Origin of the sequence: Pseudomonas zanjanensis (assembly GCF_014268745.2) — a bacterium.
GTDB lineage: Bacteria > Pseudomonadota > Gammaproteobacteria > Pseudomonadales > Pseudomonadaceae > Aquipseudomonas > Aquipseudomonas zanjanensis.
In genome coordinates this window covers 34494-50291 of record NZ_JABWRB020000010.1, presented here as the reverse complement: position 1 = coordinate 50291, position 15798 = coordinate 34494, and the positions used below count along the sequence as shown (strand labels likewise).

At 62.3% G+C, this 15798-nt stretch carries 17 protein-coding genes; 7 read left to right on the top strand and 10 right to left on the bottom strand.

Annotated elements, in window-relative coordinates; genetic code table 11:
• Window positions 1-14 precede the first annotated feature (14 nt).
• The 7 genes from HU715_RS26710 to HU715_RS26680 form a co-directional block, all read right to left on the bottom strand.
• A complete protein-coding gene (locus HU715_RS26710) occupies window positions 15-587 on the bottom strand; it encodes a HupE/UreJ family protein (protein WP_186707818.1) in 573 nt (190 codons plus the stop codon).
• Window positions 588-618: 31 nt separating this feature from the next.
• The gene (gene ureG, locus HU715_RS26705) at window positions 619-1233 is read right to left on the bottom strand and encodes an urease accessory protein UreG (protein ID WP_060739393.1); all 615 of its coding nucleotides are present in this window, start codon (window positions 1231-1233) and stop codon (window positions 619-621) included.
• Between the two features lie 9 nt (window positions 1234-1242).
• Complete coding sequence (locus HU715_RS26700) at window positions 1243-1932, bottom strand: urease accessory protein UreF (protein ID WP_186707816.1); 690 nt, start codon at window positions 1930-1932, stop codon at window positions 1243-1245.
• Window positions 1929-2429, bottom strand: coding sequence for an urease accessory protein UreE (ureE, locus tag HU715_RS26695; protein WP_186707814.1), 501 nt, complete (start codon window positions 2427-2429; stop codon window positions 1929-1931). Before ureE ends, HU715_RS26700 begins: the two co-directional genes overlap by 4 nt.
• 356 nt (window positions 2430-2785) lie before the next feature.
• Window positions 2786-3169 (bottom strand): DUF6124 family protein, encoded by a 384-nt coding sequence (locus HU715_RS26690; RefSeq protein ID WP_186707812.1) that lies wholly within the window; start codon window positions 3167-3169, stop codon window positions 2786-2788.
• A 440-nt stretch (window positions 3170-3609) separates the two neighbouring features.
• Complete coding sequence (locus HU715_RS26685) at window positions 3610-4242, bottom strand: TetR family transcriptional regulator (RefSeq protein ID WP_053181528.1); 633 nt, start codon at window positions 4240-4242, stop codon at window positions 3610-3612.
• Window positions 4243-4399: 157 nt separating this feature from the next.
• The gene (locus tag HU715_RS26680; RefSeq protein ID WP_186707810.1) at window positions 4400-4894 is read right to left on the bottom strand and encodes a hypothetical protein; all 495 of its coding nucleotides are present in this window, start codon (window positions 4892-4894) and stop codon (window positions 4400-4402) included.
• A 376-nt stretch (window positions 4895-5270) separates the two neighbouring features.
• Between HU715_RS26680 and HU715_RS26675 the strand changes: the two genes are divergently transcribed.
• Window positions 5271-7346 carry an AsmA family protein gene (locus tag HU715_RS26675; RefSeq protein WP_186707808.1) on the top strand — a complete coding sequence of 692 codons (2076 nt, stop codon included), beginning with the start codon at window positions 5271-5273 and terminating at the stop codon, window positions 7344-7346.
• A 129-nt stretch (window positions 7347-7475) separates the two neighbouring features.
• Here HU715_RS26675 and HU715_RS26670 read toward each other — a convergent pair whose 3' ends face one another.
• A complete protein-coding gene (locus HU715_RS26670; protein WP_186707806.1) occupies window positions 7476-8006 on the bottom strand; it encodes a ferritin-like domain-containing protein in 531 nt (176 codons plus the stop codon).
• Window positions 8007-8063: 57 nt separating this feature from the next.
• Entirely contained in the window at window positions 8064-9005 is a 942-nt protein-coding gene (locus HU715_RS26665; RefSeq protein ID WP_186707803.1) for a LysR substrate-binding domain-containing protein, read from the bottom strand.
• Between the two features lie 138 nt (window positions 9006-9143).
• On the opposite strand from HU715_RS26665, the gene HU715_RS26660 reads away from it, so the two are divergent.
• The 4 genes from HU715_RS26660 to HU715_RS26645 all read left to right on the top strand — a co-directional run bounded on the left by HU715_RS26660 (window position 9144) and on the right by HU715_RS26645 (window position 12503).
• On the top strand, window positions 9144-9782 hold the full coding sequence (locus HU715_RS26660) for an FMN-dependent NADH-azoreductase (protein WP_186707801.1): 639 nt from the start codon (window positions 9144-9146) through the stop codon (window positions 9780-9782).
• 118 nt (window positions 9783-9900) lie between these two features.
• Window positions 9901-10791 (top strand): esterase/lipase family protein, encoded by an 891-nt coding sequence (locus HU715_RS26655; RefSeq protein WP_186707799.1) that lies wholly within the window; start codon window positions 9901-9903, stop codon window positions 10789-10791.
• Window positions 10792-10997: 206 nt separating this feature from the next.
• Window positions 10998-11270 carry a PsiF family protein gene (locus tag HU715_RS26650; protein WP_186707797.1) on the top strand — a complete coding sequence of 91 codons (273 nt, stop codon included), beginning with the start codon at window positions 10998-11000 and terminating at the stop codon, window positions 11268-11270.
• A gap of 219 nt (window positions 11271-11489) precedes the next feature.
• Window positions 11490-12503 (top strand): AI-2E family transporter, encoded by a 1014-nt coding sequence (locus HU715_RS26645; RefSeq protein ID WP_186707795.1) that lies wholly within the window; start codon window positions 11490-11492, stop codon window positions 12501-12503.
• 135 nt (window positions 12504-12638) lie between these two features.
• On the opposite strand, the gene HU715_RS26640 is transcribed toward HU715_RS26645, so the two are convergent.
• Window positions 12639-13913 carry an Hsp70 family protein gene (locus tag HU715_RS26640; protein ID WP_186707793.1) on the bottom strand — a complete coding sequence of 425 codons (1275 nt, stop codon included), beginning with the start codon at window positions 13911-13913 and terminating at the stop codon, window positions 12639-12641.
• 294 nt (window positions 13914-14207) lie between these two features.
• Here HU715_RS26640 and HU715_RS26635 point away from each other — a divergent pair, with 294 nt between their 5' ends.
• Both HU715_RS26635 and HU715_RS26630 read left to right on the top strand, forming a co-directional pair.
• Window positions 14208-15146, top strand: a complete 939-nt coding sequence (locus HU715_RS26635) for a DnaJ C-terminal domain-containing protein (RefSeq protein ID WP_186707791.1) — start codon at window positions 14208-14210, stop codon at window positions 15144-15146.
• Between the two features lie 252 nt (window positions 15147-15398).
• Entirely contained in the window at window positions 15399-15698 is a 300-nt protein-coding gene (locus HU715_RS26630; RefSeq protein WP_186707789.1) for a chaperone modulator CbpM, read from the top strand.
• Window positions 15699-15798 lie beyond the last annotated feature (100 nt).

Sequence of the window (15798 nt, the reverse complement as noted above, 5' to 3'; positions counted from 1 at the left end):
AAGGCGCTAAAGAATCAACCCGCCAACAACCAAACCCCAGCCCCCGCCGACGCTGCTCCAGCCAACCGAACCAATGGCGCCGCCGCGCGTGGCAGCACTCGCACCAGTGCAAACCCTGCGCCATGCAGCGCCGCCGTGGCTGCGACGAAGCCCACCGCATAGGCCCACGGGCTCGACATGTCCGGCAGTTCCAAGCCATGGGCCACGCCATGGAACAGTGCAAACAAGGCCGTCGCGCCAACCGCCAGGCTCAACGGTGGACGCACCGCCAGTGCCACCGCCAGGCCCAGGGCCAACACCGAGGCGGCGATCCCGCTTTCCAGCGCCGGCAGGTTCAGGCCTTCAAAGCCCAATAGACCGCCCAGCAGCATCGTACCCACGAAGGTGCAGGGCAGCGCCCAGCGCGCGGCGCCTTGTTGTTGCGCTGCCCACAAGCCGACCGCCAGCATCGCCAGCAAATGGTCGAGCCCGCCGATGGGGTGGCCGAGGCCGGCGATCAGGCCATTGTCGCCATGGCCGGGGTGAGCGAAGGCCAGGGCCGGGGTCAGCAGCAGGGCAAGGGCACCGAAGAGGCGTTTGAAGGTCATGGCTAAGCTTCCTTGTTGTCAGTCGGAAAAATCAGGCGGCGCTCAGCAGGCCCTGGCGCTCGATGAAGGCGATGATGTCGTCCAGGCCCTGGCCGGTCTTCTGGTTGCTGAACACGAAGGGCTTGCCGTTGCGCATCCGCCGGGTGTCGCTGTCCATCATCTCCAGGGACGCGCCCACCAGCGGCGCCAGGTCGATCTTGTTGATCACCAGCAGGTCGGATTTGCAAATGCCCGGCCCGCCCTTGCGCGGCAGCTTGTCCCCGGCGGAAACGTCGATCACATAGATCGTCAGGTCCGACAGCTCCGGGCTGAAGGTCGCCGACAGGTTGTCGCCGCCCGACTCCACCAAAATCAGGTCCAGGCCCGGAAAGCGCCGGTTCAACTGGTCCACGGCCTCGAGGTTGATCGAGGCATCTTCGCGAATCGCCGTGTGCGGGCAGCCGCCGGTTTCCACGCCGATGATCCGCTCTGGCGCCAGGGCTTCGTTGCGCACCAGGAAGTCGGCGTCTTCGCGGGTGTAGATATCATTGGTTACCACTGCCAGGTTGTAGCGTTCACGTAGAGCCAGGCACAGGGCCAGGGTCAGGGCGGTCTTGCCGGAGCCCACCGGGCCGCCGATACCGACGCGCAGAGGTTGTGTGTTCATGTGTGTCTCCTAGGAACGGAACAGACGGCTGTACTGGCGCTCATGGGCCATGCACGCCAGGGACAGGCCAAACGCGGCGCTGCCGTAATGGTCGGGGTCGATGTTCGAGGCGTCGTGCTGGGCCTGTTGCAACAGCGGCAGCAGTTCGCTGGTCAGGCGCTGGGCCGCTTGCTGGCCCAGGGGCAGGGTTTTCATCAGCACCGCCAGTTGGTTTTCCAGCCAGCTCCACAGCCAGGCGGCGAGGGCATCCTGGGGGGCGATCTGCCAGGCGCGGGCGGCCAGGGCCCAGCCCAGTGCCAGGTGCGGCTCGCTGCGCTGACCAAGGCTGAGCTGTTCAAGGAAGTCCCGGGCGGCACGGTCGAGTTCCGGCAGGCCGGCGAGCAATTGCTGCAACGAGTAGCCCATCTGCCGGCTTTCCTGGTGCAGTTCGCGGGTTTCCCGGCTGGCGCGGTGCTCTTCACAGCGTTGCCGCAGCGTGTCCCAATCGTTAGCGGCGGCTGCGGTGCAGTGTGCCAGCAGCAGGGGCGCTTCGAAGCGTGCCAGGTTCAGCAGCAATTGGTCGCTGATCCAGCGCCGTGCATCGTCGGGGTTTTTCACCTGGCCGTTGTCCACCGCCATTTCCAGACCCTGGGAGTAGCTGTACCCGCCAATCGGCAACTGCGGGCTGGCCAGACGCAGCAGCGCCCAGGCCGGGTTCATGTGCGCACGCCAAATTGATGCAGGCGCGGCGCGTAGTTGAAGTCTTCGTCGCCGTGCCGGGAGTGATGATGGCCGCCGCCATAGGCGCCGTGTTCCGGCTGGAACGGGGCTTCGATGGCTTCGGCGCGGGCGCCCAGTTGTTCGAGCATCGCCTTGAGCACGTAATCGTCCAGCAGGCGCAACCAGCCATTGCCCACTTGCAGGGCCACGTGGCGATTGCCCAGGTGGTAGGCGGCGCGGGTCAGTTCGAAGGCATTGGCGCAGGTGACATGCAGCAATTGTTCGGCGCGGGCGCAAACGCGCACGATGCGCCCATCTTCGGCCTGCAGGCACTCACCGTCGTACAGCGGCGGCTGGCCTCGCTCCAGGAACAACCCGACGTCTTCACCTTCGGCACTGAAACAGCGCAGACGGCTTTTGCTGCGGGCGTCGAAGGTCAGGTGCAGCTCGGCGTCCCAGCGCGGTTGAGTGTCGATTCTGCGGTGAATCACCAGCATCGGAGTGCTTCCAGCAATGAACGGTGCTGTGTTGAGAGCAAGGGGCTTGCCAATCGAAGGGGGTGTAGGAAATATCTGGGGATGGCGTTTCAGGATGGGGCGGATTGCGTGCCATGTTGGTGCGCGTCGTGGGGCTGTGCACCATTTTGCGACCAACACAAAAGCGTCTGTGGGAGCGAGCTTGCTCGCGAAGGCGGCGTGTCAGTCGACATCAATATGTCTGGTCCACCGCTTTCGCGAGCAGGCTCGCTCCCGCAGTGGCTTGGTGTTGAACTTGATATTCGGCTCTACACAAAACCCCGTGGGAGCGAGCCTGCTCGCGATGGCGTCGGCCCAGCTTGCATCAAAGCAAGGCGCTACCCCTTGGCACCAGGCGCCGCCATCTCCTTGGTTTCCAGATGATCCAACGCCCGCTCAACCAGCAACTGAACCCCATCGGCCATGCGGCTGATCGCCAGGGCGACGCAGCGCCGCGAGTCATCCACGTCATCAGCCAGGTCGGCGGCGATGGTGCTGATGGAGAGCAGGTCTTCGGAGGCGTTGGCGAGCAGAGTCTCGGTGTCGATGTGTGGGGACACGATGAAGAGCTGGTTTTTATCGGGTTCGGGCGGTGAGGTGGGCTTGGGCTTGAGGTAGTAGTCGAGGGCGCGGGTGGCGGCGTCATCGAGCTTTTTTTCTTCCTGCGCTTCGACGCGGGACTTGTGGCCGCTGTGCGGGGGATTCGGAGTTGCTTTGAACATAGTGAAAATTCCTGGAAGTGGAGCCGGCACCCTCCGATTGCACGTCGAAAAATGGGTGGCAGCTGTACGTAGGTGTGCAAGACCGGTCCAGGAACCCGGCAGACCCGAAGGTCTCCCACGCGCAGCCGCCATAACAGTCGGCGAGCATAGAAAAATGCTCGACGAATAGCCATAACGAATACGTTCCTAGATCGGACTTGCACGTCCGTATCACCGTTTTTTGCGATGACGAACAAAGGTTAGCGGCGCTCGAGAGCGCTGCCTAGTTCATGAACAGCCCGGCGTGTTGAAGGAAATGTCCGAGGGTTTGGCGGGGCAAAGCACCAAAAGATCGCAGCCGTTGGCAGCTCCTACAGAAATTGCCTAGCGGCTGCCGAAAGCTGGGCTGAGACGCCGCCATCGCGAGCAGGCTCGCTCCCACAGAGGAGGTACGTTGATAGTTATTCGGTACTACCCAGCCCTTGCCAATGCTTGAGGCCAATGAAGATGAATCGCAGTTGCTGGGTCATTTTCGCTTGGGGCGTGAGGTGTTCGGGGAGGGCTTGGGCGGGTGGGTCGATGATGTCCGGCAGGGTGGCGAACACGCTCTTGACGATAAGATCGGCCATCACGCCCAGGGCGGCCAGGTCCAGGTGCTGCAGCTTGGGCATCAACGCCAGGTCGGCGGCCAAATCCGAGCTGATGTCTTCGCGCAATTGAGCAATGGCCTGGCGCACTGGCAGGGAGCCGCCGTATTGCTCGCGGGCCAGGAACAGGAATTGGGATCGGTTGACTTGAACCACATCGAGAAAGATCCGTACCGACGCATCGATGATGCCACCCATGACGAATTCGTTGTGGCGGACCAGGCGGATGGTTTCGCGGAAGGTCTGGCCGACTTCGCTGACCAGTGCCAGGCCCAGTTGGTCCATGTCCTCGAAGTGCCGATAGAACCCGGTGGGCACGATGCCCGCCGTCCTGGCGACTTCCCGCAGGCTCAGGCTGCCGAATCCCCGGCCGCACTCCATCAAATGACGGGCTGCGTCCATCAGGGCAATGCGTGTCTGTTGTTTCTGTTCGGCGCGGGGCAGCATCGCAAGGCTGACTTCTGATTCACGGGAGCGGTGCACTCTAGCAAATCGGCTTTGCCGACGTCGAACGGTAGAGGGGGATCGGGCGGGGAAAACGAAGGGCTTGAAAAGTCAAAAGCCCGATTGCAGGAATCGGGCTTTTTTCTGGGCCACCATGGGCTCAGCTCACGGTGCTGTTGCGTTCGATCACACGATCACCACCGCCTTCGGCCACGGTATCGCCCATTTTAGTGCGCGAAGAACCGTCTTCAGCGAGGGTTTGGCCTGGAGTGCGGTCGGAACCGTCAGCTGCCAAGGTTTGGCCCGGAGTGCGGTCGGAACCATCGGCTGCCAGGGTTTGACCCGGAGTGCGGTCGGAACCGTCGGCTGCCAAGGTTTGGCCTGGAGTGCGGTCGGAACCATCAGCTGCCAGGGTTTGACCTGGAGTGCGGTCGGAACCGTCAGCTGCCACGGTATCACTCTGCTTGGTACGGTCATAACCGTCTTCGGCCAGGCCTTTTTCTTCCAGGCGATCACGTCCACCTTCGGCAACCGTCTGGCTGTAGACAGAATGGCTGTCCTTGACCTGTGGCGTGGCTTGTTCGGAGGCTGGCAGTGCGAAGGCAGTAGAGGCCAGCAGTGAAAGGGACAGGCTCATCAGTAATTGGCGTTTCATGATCGTTGCTCCTTGGGAGGGCGATAAAGTGGGTACGAGGGCAATGCTACTCTCGATAAGTCGATATAAAAGTTCATAAACGCAATGGTAATAATCAACGGAATTGATTGTTCGCGGCGAAGGCTCTAGAACGGGCGTTTCCAAGGTGCTGTTTTGCACCGTGGTGGGTATTTTGTACCCATCGGTGCCTCGCAAATGTGCGGGGGCGGTAACAGTTTGTTGGCCGATCAGTCAGAATCCTGGCATCTTTTTGTGCCGTTCATCGGCACCTGTTGGCCGTTTCGCCAGTCCAACACTTCATGACGAACCGGTGCAGGTTCGTATTTAAAACAGCGCCGCGGTTGCGGACGCTGACTTGTCATCAGGAGCCTTGTGCATGACGCGCACCTCGAAAATCCTCGCCTGGAGCTTTGCCAGCCTTGTTGTCCTGCTGGCGGTGCTGGTGCTGGTCATCGCCTTCTTCGACTGGAACCGCATCAAGCCCCCGCTCAATGCCAAGGTTTCCGAGGAATTGCATCGTCCCTTCGCCATCAACGGCAACCTGGCGGTGATCTGGCAGCGTGAGCCGGAAGAAGGTGGCTGGCGCGCCTGGTTGCCGTGGCCCCATGTGGTGGCCGAAGATTTGAGCCTGGGTAACCCGGATTGGTCGAAAACGCCGCAAATGGTCACGCTCAAGCGTGTCGAGCTGCGCGTTTCGCCTCTGGCCTTGCTGGCCCGGCGAGTGGCGATTCCACGCATCGACCTGACGGAGCCCAACGCCAATCTGCAGCGCCTGGCGGACGGTCGCGCCAACTGGACCTTCCAATTCGATCCGAAAGACCCGGACGCCGAGCCGTCCAGCTGGGTGGTGGACATTGGCGCCATTGGTTTCGACAAGGGGCACGTCACCCTTGACGACCAGACACTCAAGACCCGCCTCGACCTGTTGATCGACCCGTTGGGCAAACCCATTCCGTTCAGCGATATCGTCGGTGACAAAGCCGCGAAAAAAGCCCAGGACCAAGGCGCGACGCCACAGGACTACGCGTTCGCCTTCAAGGTCAACGGGCAGTATCACGGGCAAAACCTGACCGGCTCCGGCAAGGTCGGTGGCTTGCTGGCACTGAAGGATGCGTCACGACCCTTTCCACTCCAGGCCCAGGCGAAGGTCGGTGACACACGTGTCGAACTGGCGGGCACCCTCACCGATCCGCTGAACCTCGGGGCCCTGGACTTGCGCCTGAAACTGGCGGGCACCAGCCTCGCCCAGCTCTACCCACTGACCGGCGTGACCCTGCCGGACTCACCGCCTTACGCCACCGATGGCCGCTTGATTGCCAAACTGCATGAGCCGGGTGGGGCGCTGTTTCGCTATGAGGGGTTCAACGGCAAGATCGGCGACAGCGATATCCATGGCGACCTGGCTTACGTCGCCAGCCAACCGCGGCCGAAACTCAGTGGCGCATTGGTCTCCAATCAACTGCTGTTCAGCGACTTGGCGCCGTTGATCGGTGCTGACTCCAACACCGAGCAAAAGGCCCGTGGCGGCGCCAGCAAACAGCCGACCGGCAAGGTCTTGCCCGTAGAAGAGTTTCGCACCGAGCGCTGGCGCGTGATGGACGCCGATGTGGAGTTCACCGGCAAACGCATTGTCCATAGCGAGCAGTTGCCGTTCACCGACCTGTACACCCATCTGGTGCTCAACGACGGGCAGTTGAGTCTTGAGCCCCTGCGTTTCGGTGTGGCCGGTGGCCGCCTCGATGCGCAGATCCGCCTCGACGGGCGTACCCGGCCGCTGGAAGGCCAGGCGAAGCTGACGGCGCGGGGGTTCAAGCTCAAGCAACTGTTCCCGGGTTTCGAACCGATGAAAACCAGCTTCGGCGAATTGAATGGCGATGCCGACATCACCGGGCGCGGCAATTCGGTGGCGGCGTTGCTGGGCACCTCCAACGGCACGCTGAAAATGCTCATCAACGATGGCGCCATCAGTCGGGAATTGATGGAGCTGGCGGGGCTGAACGTTGGTAACTACGTGGTAGGGAAAATCTTTGGCGACAAGGAAGTGAAGATCAACTGCGCGGCAGCCGACTTCGACATCAAGACGGGCCTGGCGACCACGCGCCTGTTCGTGTTCGACACCGAGAACGCGATCATCTACATCGACGGCACGGCGAACATGGCGAGTGAACAGTTGGACCTGACCATCACCCCAGAGTCCAAGGGCTGGCGCCTGATTTCCCTGCGTTCGCCCTTGTATGTGCGGGGCACGTTCGCCAAGCCCGCCGCTGGGGTCAAGGCCGTGCCCCTGATGCTGCGCGGTGCCGGCATGGTGGCGTTGGGCGTGATCGCCGCGCCGGCGGCCGGGTTGCTGGCGCTGGTGGCGCCCAGCGGCGGAGAGCCGAACCAGTGCGCGCCGCTGTTGGAACAGATGAAGGCGGGCAAGGCGCCGGTGACGGTCAAGCCTACCCGGTAGCCGGCGAATTGTTATGAAGCTTAGGGCCCTTTCGCGAGCAAGCCCGCTCCCACAGTTGACCAAGTTCCTTCAGAGAAATGCGGTTCAACTGTGGGAGCGGGCTTGCTCGCGAAGGGGCCCTCAGGTGTATCAGAGATCAGCCAGGATATCGGCCATGTCATCGGCATGCTCTTCTTCCTGGGCCAGGATGTCTTCGAAGATGCGCCGGGTGGTCGGGTCTTTTTCGCCAATGTATTGGATGATTTCCCGGTAGCTGTCGATGGCGATCCGTTCGGCCACCAAGTCCTCGTACACCATTTCCTTGAGGGTGTTGCCCGCTATGTATTGGGCGTGGGAGTTGCGGGTCAACAGGTCGGGGTTGAACTCCGGCTCGCCGCCCAGCTGCACGATGCGCTCGGCGAGTGTGTCGGCGTGTTCGGCTTCCTGGTTCGCGTGCTCGAGGAACTCACTGGCCGCCACGCTGGCCTTGAGACCGGTGGCCATGAAGTAGTGGCGCTTGTAGCGCAACACGCAAACCAGTTCGGTGGCCAGCGCTTCGTTGAGCAGGCGGATGACCTCCTGGCGATCGGCGCCGTAGCCTTCGGTCACGGCGCCGTTCTGCACGTTCTGCCGTGCTCGTTCGCGCAGGGTGGTTACATCGGATAAGTGCATGTCGCTCATCTCGTTCTCCTGGAGGCTGATCCGGTTGAGGCGTCACGCTCTGCTGGCGCGATCACTCTAAATGTGAGTGACGCGGTCTTGAAAAAGTTTTACTGAATTTTTCAGCGCATAACCGGACAGTCGCGCCTCCTCCCCCAACCACTGGAAGAACGCCCGCACCGGCGGATGGCGTTCGCGGCCCGGGACGCACAGGGCGCTATAGCCGGCGCCGCTGACCTGGACGTCCGGGCGATAGCCCACCAGCAAGCCGCTGGCGATGCTTTGCGACGCGAGGATATTGCTCGCCAGCACCAGGCCCTGCCCGGCGATCGCGGCTTGCAAGGCGTAGTGCTCCTCGTCGTACTCGCGGATGCACGGCTGACGGGTGAGCCAGGCTTCCCCGGCCTGGGCGCACCAGGCATCCCAACCATGGGCGTACAGCTTGGAGTTGTGCCAGCGCACGCTGATCAGCGTCGGCGGCTGCCGGGCCGCCAGGGCCACCTGTTCAGGCGAGCCATAGACCCCGAAGCTTTCATCGAACAGGCACATGCCGTACAGGTTCGGGTAGGCGTCGAGGCTGTAGCGCACCACCAGGTCGACGCTGGCGTCCTGGTGCAGGTCGATCACCTCGCAATGGGTGTCCAGGCGCACGTTGATGTTCGGGTGGCGCGCATAAAAGCGCCCCAGGCGCGGCACCAGCCACAGGGCGGCAAACGCGGCGGTGGTGGACAGGGTCAGGTGGGTGGTGCTGCGTTGCGGGCGCAAGGTATCGACGCTTTGCGCTACTTCCAGCAAGGCCCCGTGCAAGCTGTGGAACAAGCGTTGCCCGCCGTCGGTGAGGCGAACCTGGCGGGGCAGGCGTTCGAACAGGACCAGCCCCAGCCAACTCTCCAGCGCTCGAATCTGGTGGGAGATCGCTGTAGGCGTCACCGATAACTCCGCCGCGGCCGCCTTGAAACTGAGCAACCGCGCGGCGGATTCGAAGGCGCGCAGGGCGTTGAGCGGCAAGTTGGCGAACATCCGGATTCTCCTGAAAAACGCTACGGATGAAATTAACTCATCCAGGTTAACTAACGCTCATTTGTCTGCTGGTAGCGCGGGGCTTCAATCTGCGCCGCACAAGCAGTGTTGATTGTAGCCGCATAAAAGGAGATTCAGATGAGCAAGATTCTTGTGGTGCATGGCAGTCCCCGTGGCGAGCGTTCTCATTCCCGGCGCCTGGCCGAGGCGTTTGTTTCGGCGTGGCTGGCCGCGAACCCGCAATCCCAATTGTCCCGCCGCGAGGTTGGACGGACTGTGATACCGCCGGTCAACGAAGCCTTTATCGCGGCGGCGTTCTACCCCGAGCCCCAGAATCGACCGTTGATCATGCAGGCGGACCTGGCTCTGAGCGACGCCTTGGTCGAGGAGCTGCAAGCCCATGACCGATTGGTGATCGCCGCGCCCATGCACAACTTCAGCGTGCCCAGCGGCGTGAAGGCCTGGATCGACCAGATCGTGCGCATCGGGCTGACGTTCAATCACAGCCTGGATAACGGCGTGTCGCACTACGAGCCGCTGGTGCTGGGCAAGAAGGCGCTGATCGTGACCAGCCGCGGCGATTTTGGTTTCGGCCCCGGCGGCCAACTGGAGGGCATGAACCACGCCGACACGCTGTTGCGCACCGTGCTGGGATTCATCGGCATCACCGATGTGACGGTGGTGGCCGCCGAAGGCGAAGAGTCGGCCGAGCGCAGTTTTGCGTTGTCCTGCGCCGAGGCCGAGGAGCGTTTGCTGGCGCTGGCGCGGACGTTTTGAGAAAGGGGCGGCTGCGCAGCCCAGCGGGAGCAAGCGCCCTCGCCACGGATTCATCCGGGTGTCATAGACTGGTCATCATCAGTACCGATGCTGACCCCTCTTGATCAAGGATGTCGCCATGTCGCAACGCTGCGCCACTCGTTACCCTCTGGTGCTGGTCCCAGGCATGCTCGGGTTCATCCGTCTGGTGCTGTATCCGTACTGGTATGGCATCGTCTCGGCGTTGCGTCGCGGTGGGGCCGTGGTGGTGGCGGTAAAGGTTTCGCCGTTGCATTCGTCCGAGGTGCGCGGCGAGCAGTTGCTGGCAGTGATCGACGACATCCTGCGGCAAACCGGTGCGCAGAAGGTCAACCTGATCGGCCACAGCCAGGGCAGCCTCACCGCCCGTTATGCCGCCGCCCAGCGTCCGGACCTGGTGGCCTCGGTCACGTCGGTGGCCGGCCCCAACCACGGCTCCGAACTGGCTGATTACCTGCAGCGCCATTACCCGGCCGACAGCGCCAAGGGCCGCATGCTCAGTGCCGTGCTACGCCTGATCAACGCCCTGATGAGCCTGCTGGACACCGGCTATCGCGGGCCGAAGCTGCCGGTGGACCTCCACGCGTCCCACGTCTCCCTGACCACTGCTGGCGTGGCGCTGTTCAACCAACGTTATCCACAGGGGCTGCCGCTCACTTGGGGCGGGCAGGGGCCGGAAGAGGTCAATGGCGTGCGCTATTACTCGTGGTCCGGCACCTTGCAGCCGGGCATCTCCGATAAAGGGCGCAACCTGTTCGACGGCACCCACCGCACGTGCCGTTTATTTGCCCGCACCTTTGTCCGGGAAGCGGGGCAATGCGACGGCTTGGTCGGACGCTACAGCTCCCACCTGGGCACGGTCATCGGCGACGACTATCCGCTGGACCACTTCGACATCGTCAACCAGTCGCTGGGGCTGGTGGGCAAGGGGGCCGAGCCGATCCGGTTGTTTGTCGAGCATGCCGAGCGGTTGAAGGCTGCCGGGGTGTAGCCCGTTGGACCGCGTTATCGTTCTTCGCGAGCAGGCTCGCTCCCACATTGACCGCATTCTTTCTGAAGAAACTCGATCGAATGTGGGAGCGGGCTTGCTCGCGAAAGCGGTCGTTCAGGCGCCGAGAATCTCTTGGGAGGTGTAACAGGCGTTGTCTACACTCCACCCCATCGCCACCCCCTCGTGTGGCAGCCAGGAGAAACACCATGAAGATGCTTCGTGTGCCTTTGTTGATGATCGGTTTGCTGCTGTGTTCCCAGGGCTTCGCCGAGACGGCGCAGCAGAGCAAGATGACCACCTGCAATGCCGACGCCACCGCCAAGGCGCTCAAGGGCGACGAGCGCAAGGCGTTCATGAGCAATTGCCTCAAGGCTACCCCGCAGGAGCGCATGAAGAGCTGCAACGCCACCGCCACCGAGCAGGCGCTGAAGGGCGATGCGCGAAAGGCGTTCATGAGTGAGTGCCTGAAGAAAAAATAAGTGTTGGATCTGTGGGGCCCCATCGCGAGCAGGCTCGCTCCCACAGTGGATCGGCGTTGGCCTGCCCATGTGGGAGCGAGCCTGCTCGCGATGGGGCCGACGCAAAAGTTACAAAAAAGCCCTGAACTGCGACGAAGGTCGGCCGACACAATCCCTAGTGCTGCCCGCGGATCGCTGGCAGACTGCCGATCCTTTCACGCCGTTTTGTCCTGAGGCTGTATGCCAACGTTTTCTCAGCGTCATGTGTTGTTGGTGATCAGTTGGGTGATCATTTTTGGTGGGTTGTTGCTGGTGCTGCCGCTGCGCCTGTTGCCGAGCTTGCTGGCCGGGCTGCTGGTGTTCGAACTGGTCAACATGCTCACCCCGCAGTTGCAGCGCCTGATCGAAGGCCGCCGTGCCCGCTGGCTGGCAGTGGCGTTGCTCGGCACGCTGGTGGTCAGTGTGCTTTCGTTGATTTTCGCCGGGGCCTTCAGTTTCCTGCTCCATGAAGCAGAAAACCCAGGCGCGTCCCTGGACAAGTTCATGACGGTGGTCGACCGCGCCCGTGGACAATTGCCGCCGTTCATCGACGCCTACCTACCGGCCAGCGCCGCCGAGTTCCGAGTGGCCATCGGCGACTGGGTGAGCAAGCACCTGAGCGACCTGCAACTGGTGGGCAAGGACGCTGCCCACATGTTCGTGACCTTGCTGATCGGCATGGTGCTGGGGGCCATCGTTGCCCTGCAGCGCATTCCCGACCTGACCAAGCGCAAGCCCCTGGCCGCGGCGCTGTTCGATCGCCTGAACCTGCTGGTCAAGGCGTTTCGCAACATCGTCTTCGCCCAGATCAAGATTTCCCTGCTCAACACCTTCTTCACCGGGATTTTCCTGGCGGTGGTGCTGCCGCTGTTCGGCATCCAGCTACCGCTGACCAAGACCCTGATCGTGATGACGTTCCTGCTGGGGCTGCTGCCGGTGATTGGCAACCTGATGTCCAACACCCTGATCACCATCGTCGCCTTGTCGTTGTCGATCTGGGTGGCGGTGGCGGCGCTGGGTTACCTGATCGTGATCCACAAGCTCGAATACTTCCTCAACGCCCGTATCGTTGGCGGGCAGATCAGCGCCAAGTCCTGGGAATTGCTCATGGCAATGCTGGTGTTCGAAGCCGCGTTCGGCTTGCCGGGGGTGGTGGCGGGACCGATTTATTATGCGTATCTCAAGAGTGAGTTGAAGCAGGTGGGGATGGTTTGATCCGGTAGGTGTATTGATTGGTCTACCGCTTTCGCGAGCAGGCTCGCTCCCACAGTTCGATCGCATTTCTTCTGAAAGAAATCGGTCAAACTGTGGGAGCGGGCTTGCTCGCGAAGGGGGCGCCTCGGTCTGGGATCAGACCTGGCTCCCATACCGCTTCATCGCCTCGATCGCCAACCCGCTGCCGATACTGCCGAAGATATTGCCTTCCACATGCCGCGCCTGGGGCAGCATCGCCGAGACGCTGTTGCGCAGCGCCGGGATGCCGCTGGAACCGCCGGTGAAGAACACCGTGTCGACCTGATCGACCCGCACGTTGGCATCGCTGAGCAGTTGCGTGACGCTGCCGCGCACCCGTTCCAGCAAACCGTCGATGGCCGATTCGAACAAGGCCCGGCTCAGGTCCACGCTCAGGCCTGGCTCGATCCGGTCCAACGGCACGTGACGCTGCTCGGTGTGGGTCAACTCGATCTTGGTTTCTTCCACTTCCATCGCCAGCCAGTGCCCGGCGCGCTGTTCGATCAGCTTGAACAGCCGGTCGATGCCGCCGGTGTCTTCGATGTCGTAGCGCATGCTGCCCAGGGCCAGGGTGGACTTTTGCGAGTACACCGCGTTGATGGTGTGCCAGGTCGCCAGGTTCATGTGGTGGCTGGTGGGCATGTAGGCACCACTTTTCATGCGGCTGCCGTAGCCGAACAGCGGCATCAGGCCGGCCAGGGAGAGTTGCTTGTCGAAATCGGTCCCGCCGATGTGCACGCCACCGGTGGCGAGGATGTCAGCGTGACGGTTGTCATGCATACGCCGCTCGGGCGACAGGCGCACCAGGGAGAAGTCCGAGGTCCCGCCGCCGATGTCGACGATCAGCACCAGCTCTTCTTTCTCGATGGTCGATTCATAATCGAAGGCCGCTGCGATAGGCTCGTACTGGAAGGAGACTTCCTTGAAACCGATGGCGCGGGCGACGTCCACCAAGGTGTTTTCCGCTTCCTGGTCGGCCATTTCATCATCGTCGACGAAAAACACCGGGCGCCCCAGTACCACTTCTTCGAATTCCCGACCGGCGGCGGCTTCGGCGCGTTGCTTCAACTGGCCGATGAACAACCCCAACAGATCCTTGAACGGCATGGCCGTGCCGAGCACGCTGGTGTCGTGCTTGATCAGCTTGGAGCCCAGCAGGCTCTTGAGCGAGCGCATCAACCGGCCTTCGTAGCCTTCCAGGTATTCGTGCAGGGCCAGGCGGCCGTACACCGGGCGGCGTTCCTCGAGATTGAAAAAGACCACCGAAGGCAGGGTGATCTTGTCGTCCTCCAGCGCGATCAACGTTTCCATGCCGGGGCGCAGCCAGCCGACGGTGGAGTTGGACGTGCCAAAGTCGATGCCGCAGGCACGGGCCGGGGATGCGTTTTTCATGTCTTTCGGGTTCCAGTTGAAAAAACGGCCGCGCAGTGTATGCCAGTGCGGCGCGGATTCGAAGGCCGGTTATCTGCTAATTCGCAATCATCGGCCTTGAAAGACGGCGTTTCACCCCCAAACTTGCTGGCATGAGCCTGGTAGCCCATGGGCGGTACAAGAACCGCCACCCGCTGCCGATAAACTTCTGACGTGCCGCCCGGTCCCAATCTTGAGGTCGGTCAACCCGCTGTTCGGTTATCCGGGCAGGCTGTGCGTGGCGGTGCGACATCGATAACGGATGGTGATGCTTAGATGGACTTCAAAGACTATTACAAGATCCTGGGTGTCGAGCCCACGGCGGACGACAGCGCGATCAAGGCTGCCTACCGCAAGCTGGCTCGCAAATACCACCCGGACGTGAGCAAAGAGAAAGACGCCGAGACCAAGTTCAAGGACGTCTCCGAAGCCTATGAAGCGTTGAAAAGCGCCGACAAGCGCGCCGAATACGACGACCTGCGCCGCTATGGCCAGCACGGCCAGCCGTTCCAGGGGCCACCGGGCTGGCAGAGCCGTGGCGGTTTTGGCGGCCAGGACACAGGGGACTTCTCGGACTTCTTCAGTTCGATTTTCGGTAATCGCGGGCCGGGTTTCGGCGGCGGACAGTCAGGTCGCAGCGCCGGCCGTCGAGGGCAAGACGTGGAAATGGAATTACCGATCTTCCTGGAAGAAACCCTGTCGAGCGAGTCGAAGAAGGTCACCTTCCAGGTGCCGCAATACAACGCGGCGGGCCAGCACGTGAGCAACACCAGCAAGAGCCTGAACGTGAAGATCCCGCTGGGCGTGACCGATGGCGAGCGTATCCGCCTCAAGGGCCAGGGCGCGCCGGGAATCGGTGGCGGCCCCAATGGGGACTTGTACCTGACGATTCGTTTCGCCCCGCACCCCAAGTTCGACGTCGAGGGCCAAGACCTGATCATCACCTTGCCCCTGGCGCCATGGGAGTTGGCGCTGGGCACCGAAGTGGCGGTGCCGACCCTCACCGGCAGGATCAACCTCAAGGTCCCGGCCGGCAGCCAGAACGGCCAGCGCATGCGCGCCAAGGGCCACGGCCTGCGCAACAAGGCCGGCGAGCGCGGCTACCTGTTCGTGCAACTCAAGGCCGTGATGCCCAAGGCCGGCGACGAAGCGGTCAAGGCGCTGTGGGCTGAATTGGCGAAGAAAGCCGCGTTCGACCCGCGGGAGAATTTCTGACCGGTGATGAGCGGCCTGTGAACACACAACCTGTGGCGAGGGAGCTTGCTCCCGCTGGGCTGCGAAGCAGACCCAAAACCAGTCAATTCGGTGCACCTATAAACCGGTTGGCAGGTTTTTACGACTGCTGCGCAGCCGAGCGGGAGCAAGCTCCCTCGCCACAGCCACAGCCACAGCCACAGCCACAGCCACAGCCAGCCTTGCCACAATCCTGGCTAGACTCGACAGTTGAAGCATTGGGAGAAGCAGACCATGAACACCCCGATCATTGAACTGAACCTGCTGGAATTCTGCGAAGCCGCCGCATTGGCCGATGTCCATGTGATCGAAATCGTCGAGCATGGCATCCTCGAACCCCACGGCGCGGCGCCCTCGGATTGGCGTTTCACCGACTACGAGTTGGTCCTGGCACGACGTGCAGCCAAGTTGCGCCGGGAGCTGGAGCTGGAATGGGACGGCGTCGCCCTGGCGCTGGACCTGCTGGAGGAAGTCCAGGCACTGCGAGCCGAGAACCGTCGGCTGCGTCAGCAACTGGGGCGCTGGGTGGGTTGAAAGCGGCGTGCCTGGACGACATTCGGGTCGAAAAAGCTATAAATAGTTACCGCACTCACCGCTGAGAGGCTGGTTAGGCTCGGGTTTTCCACCATCAAGG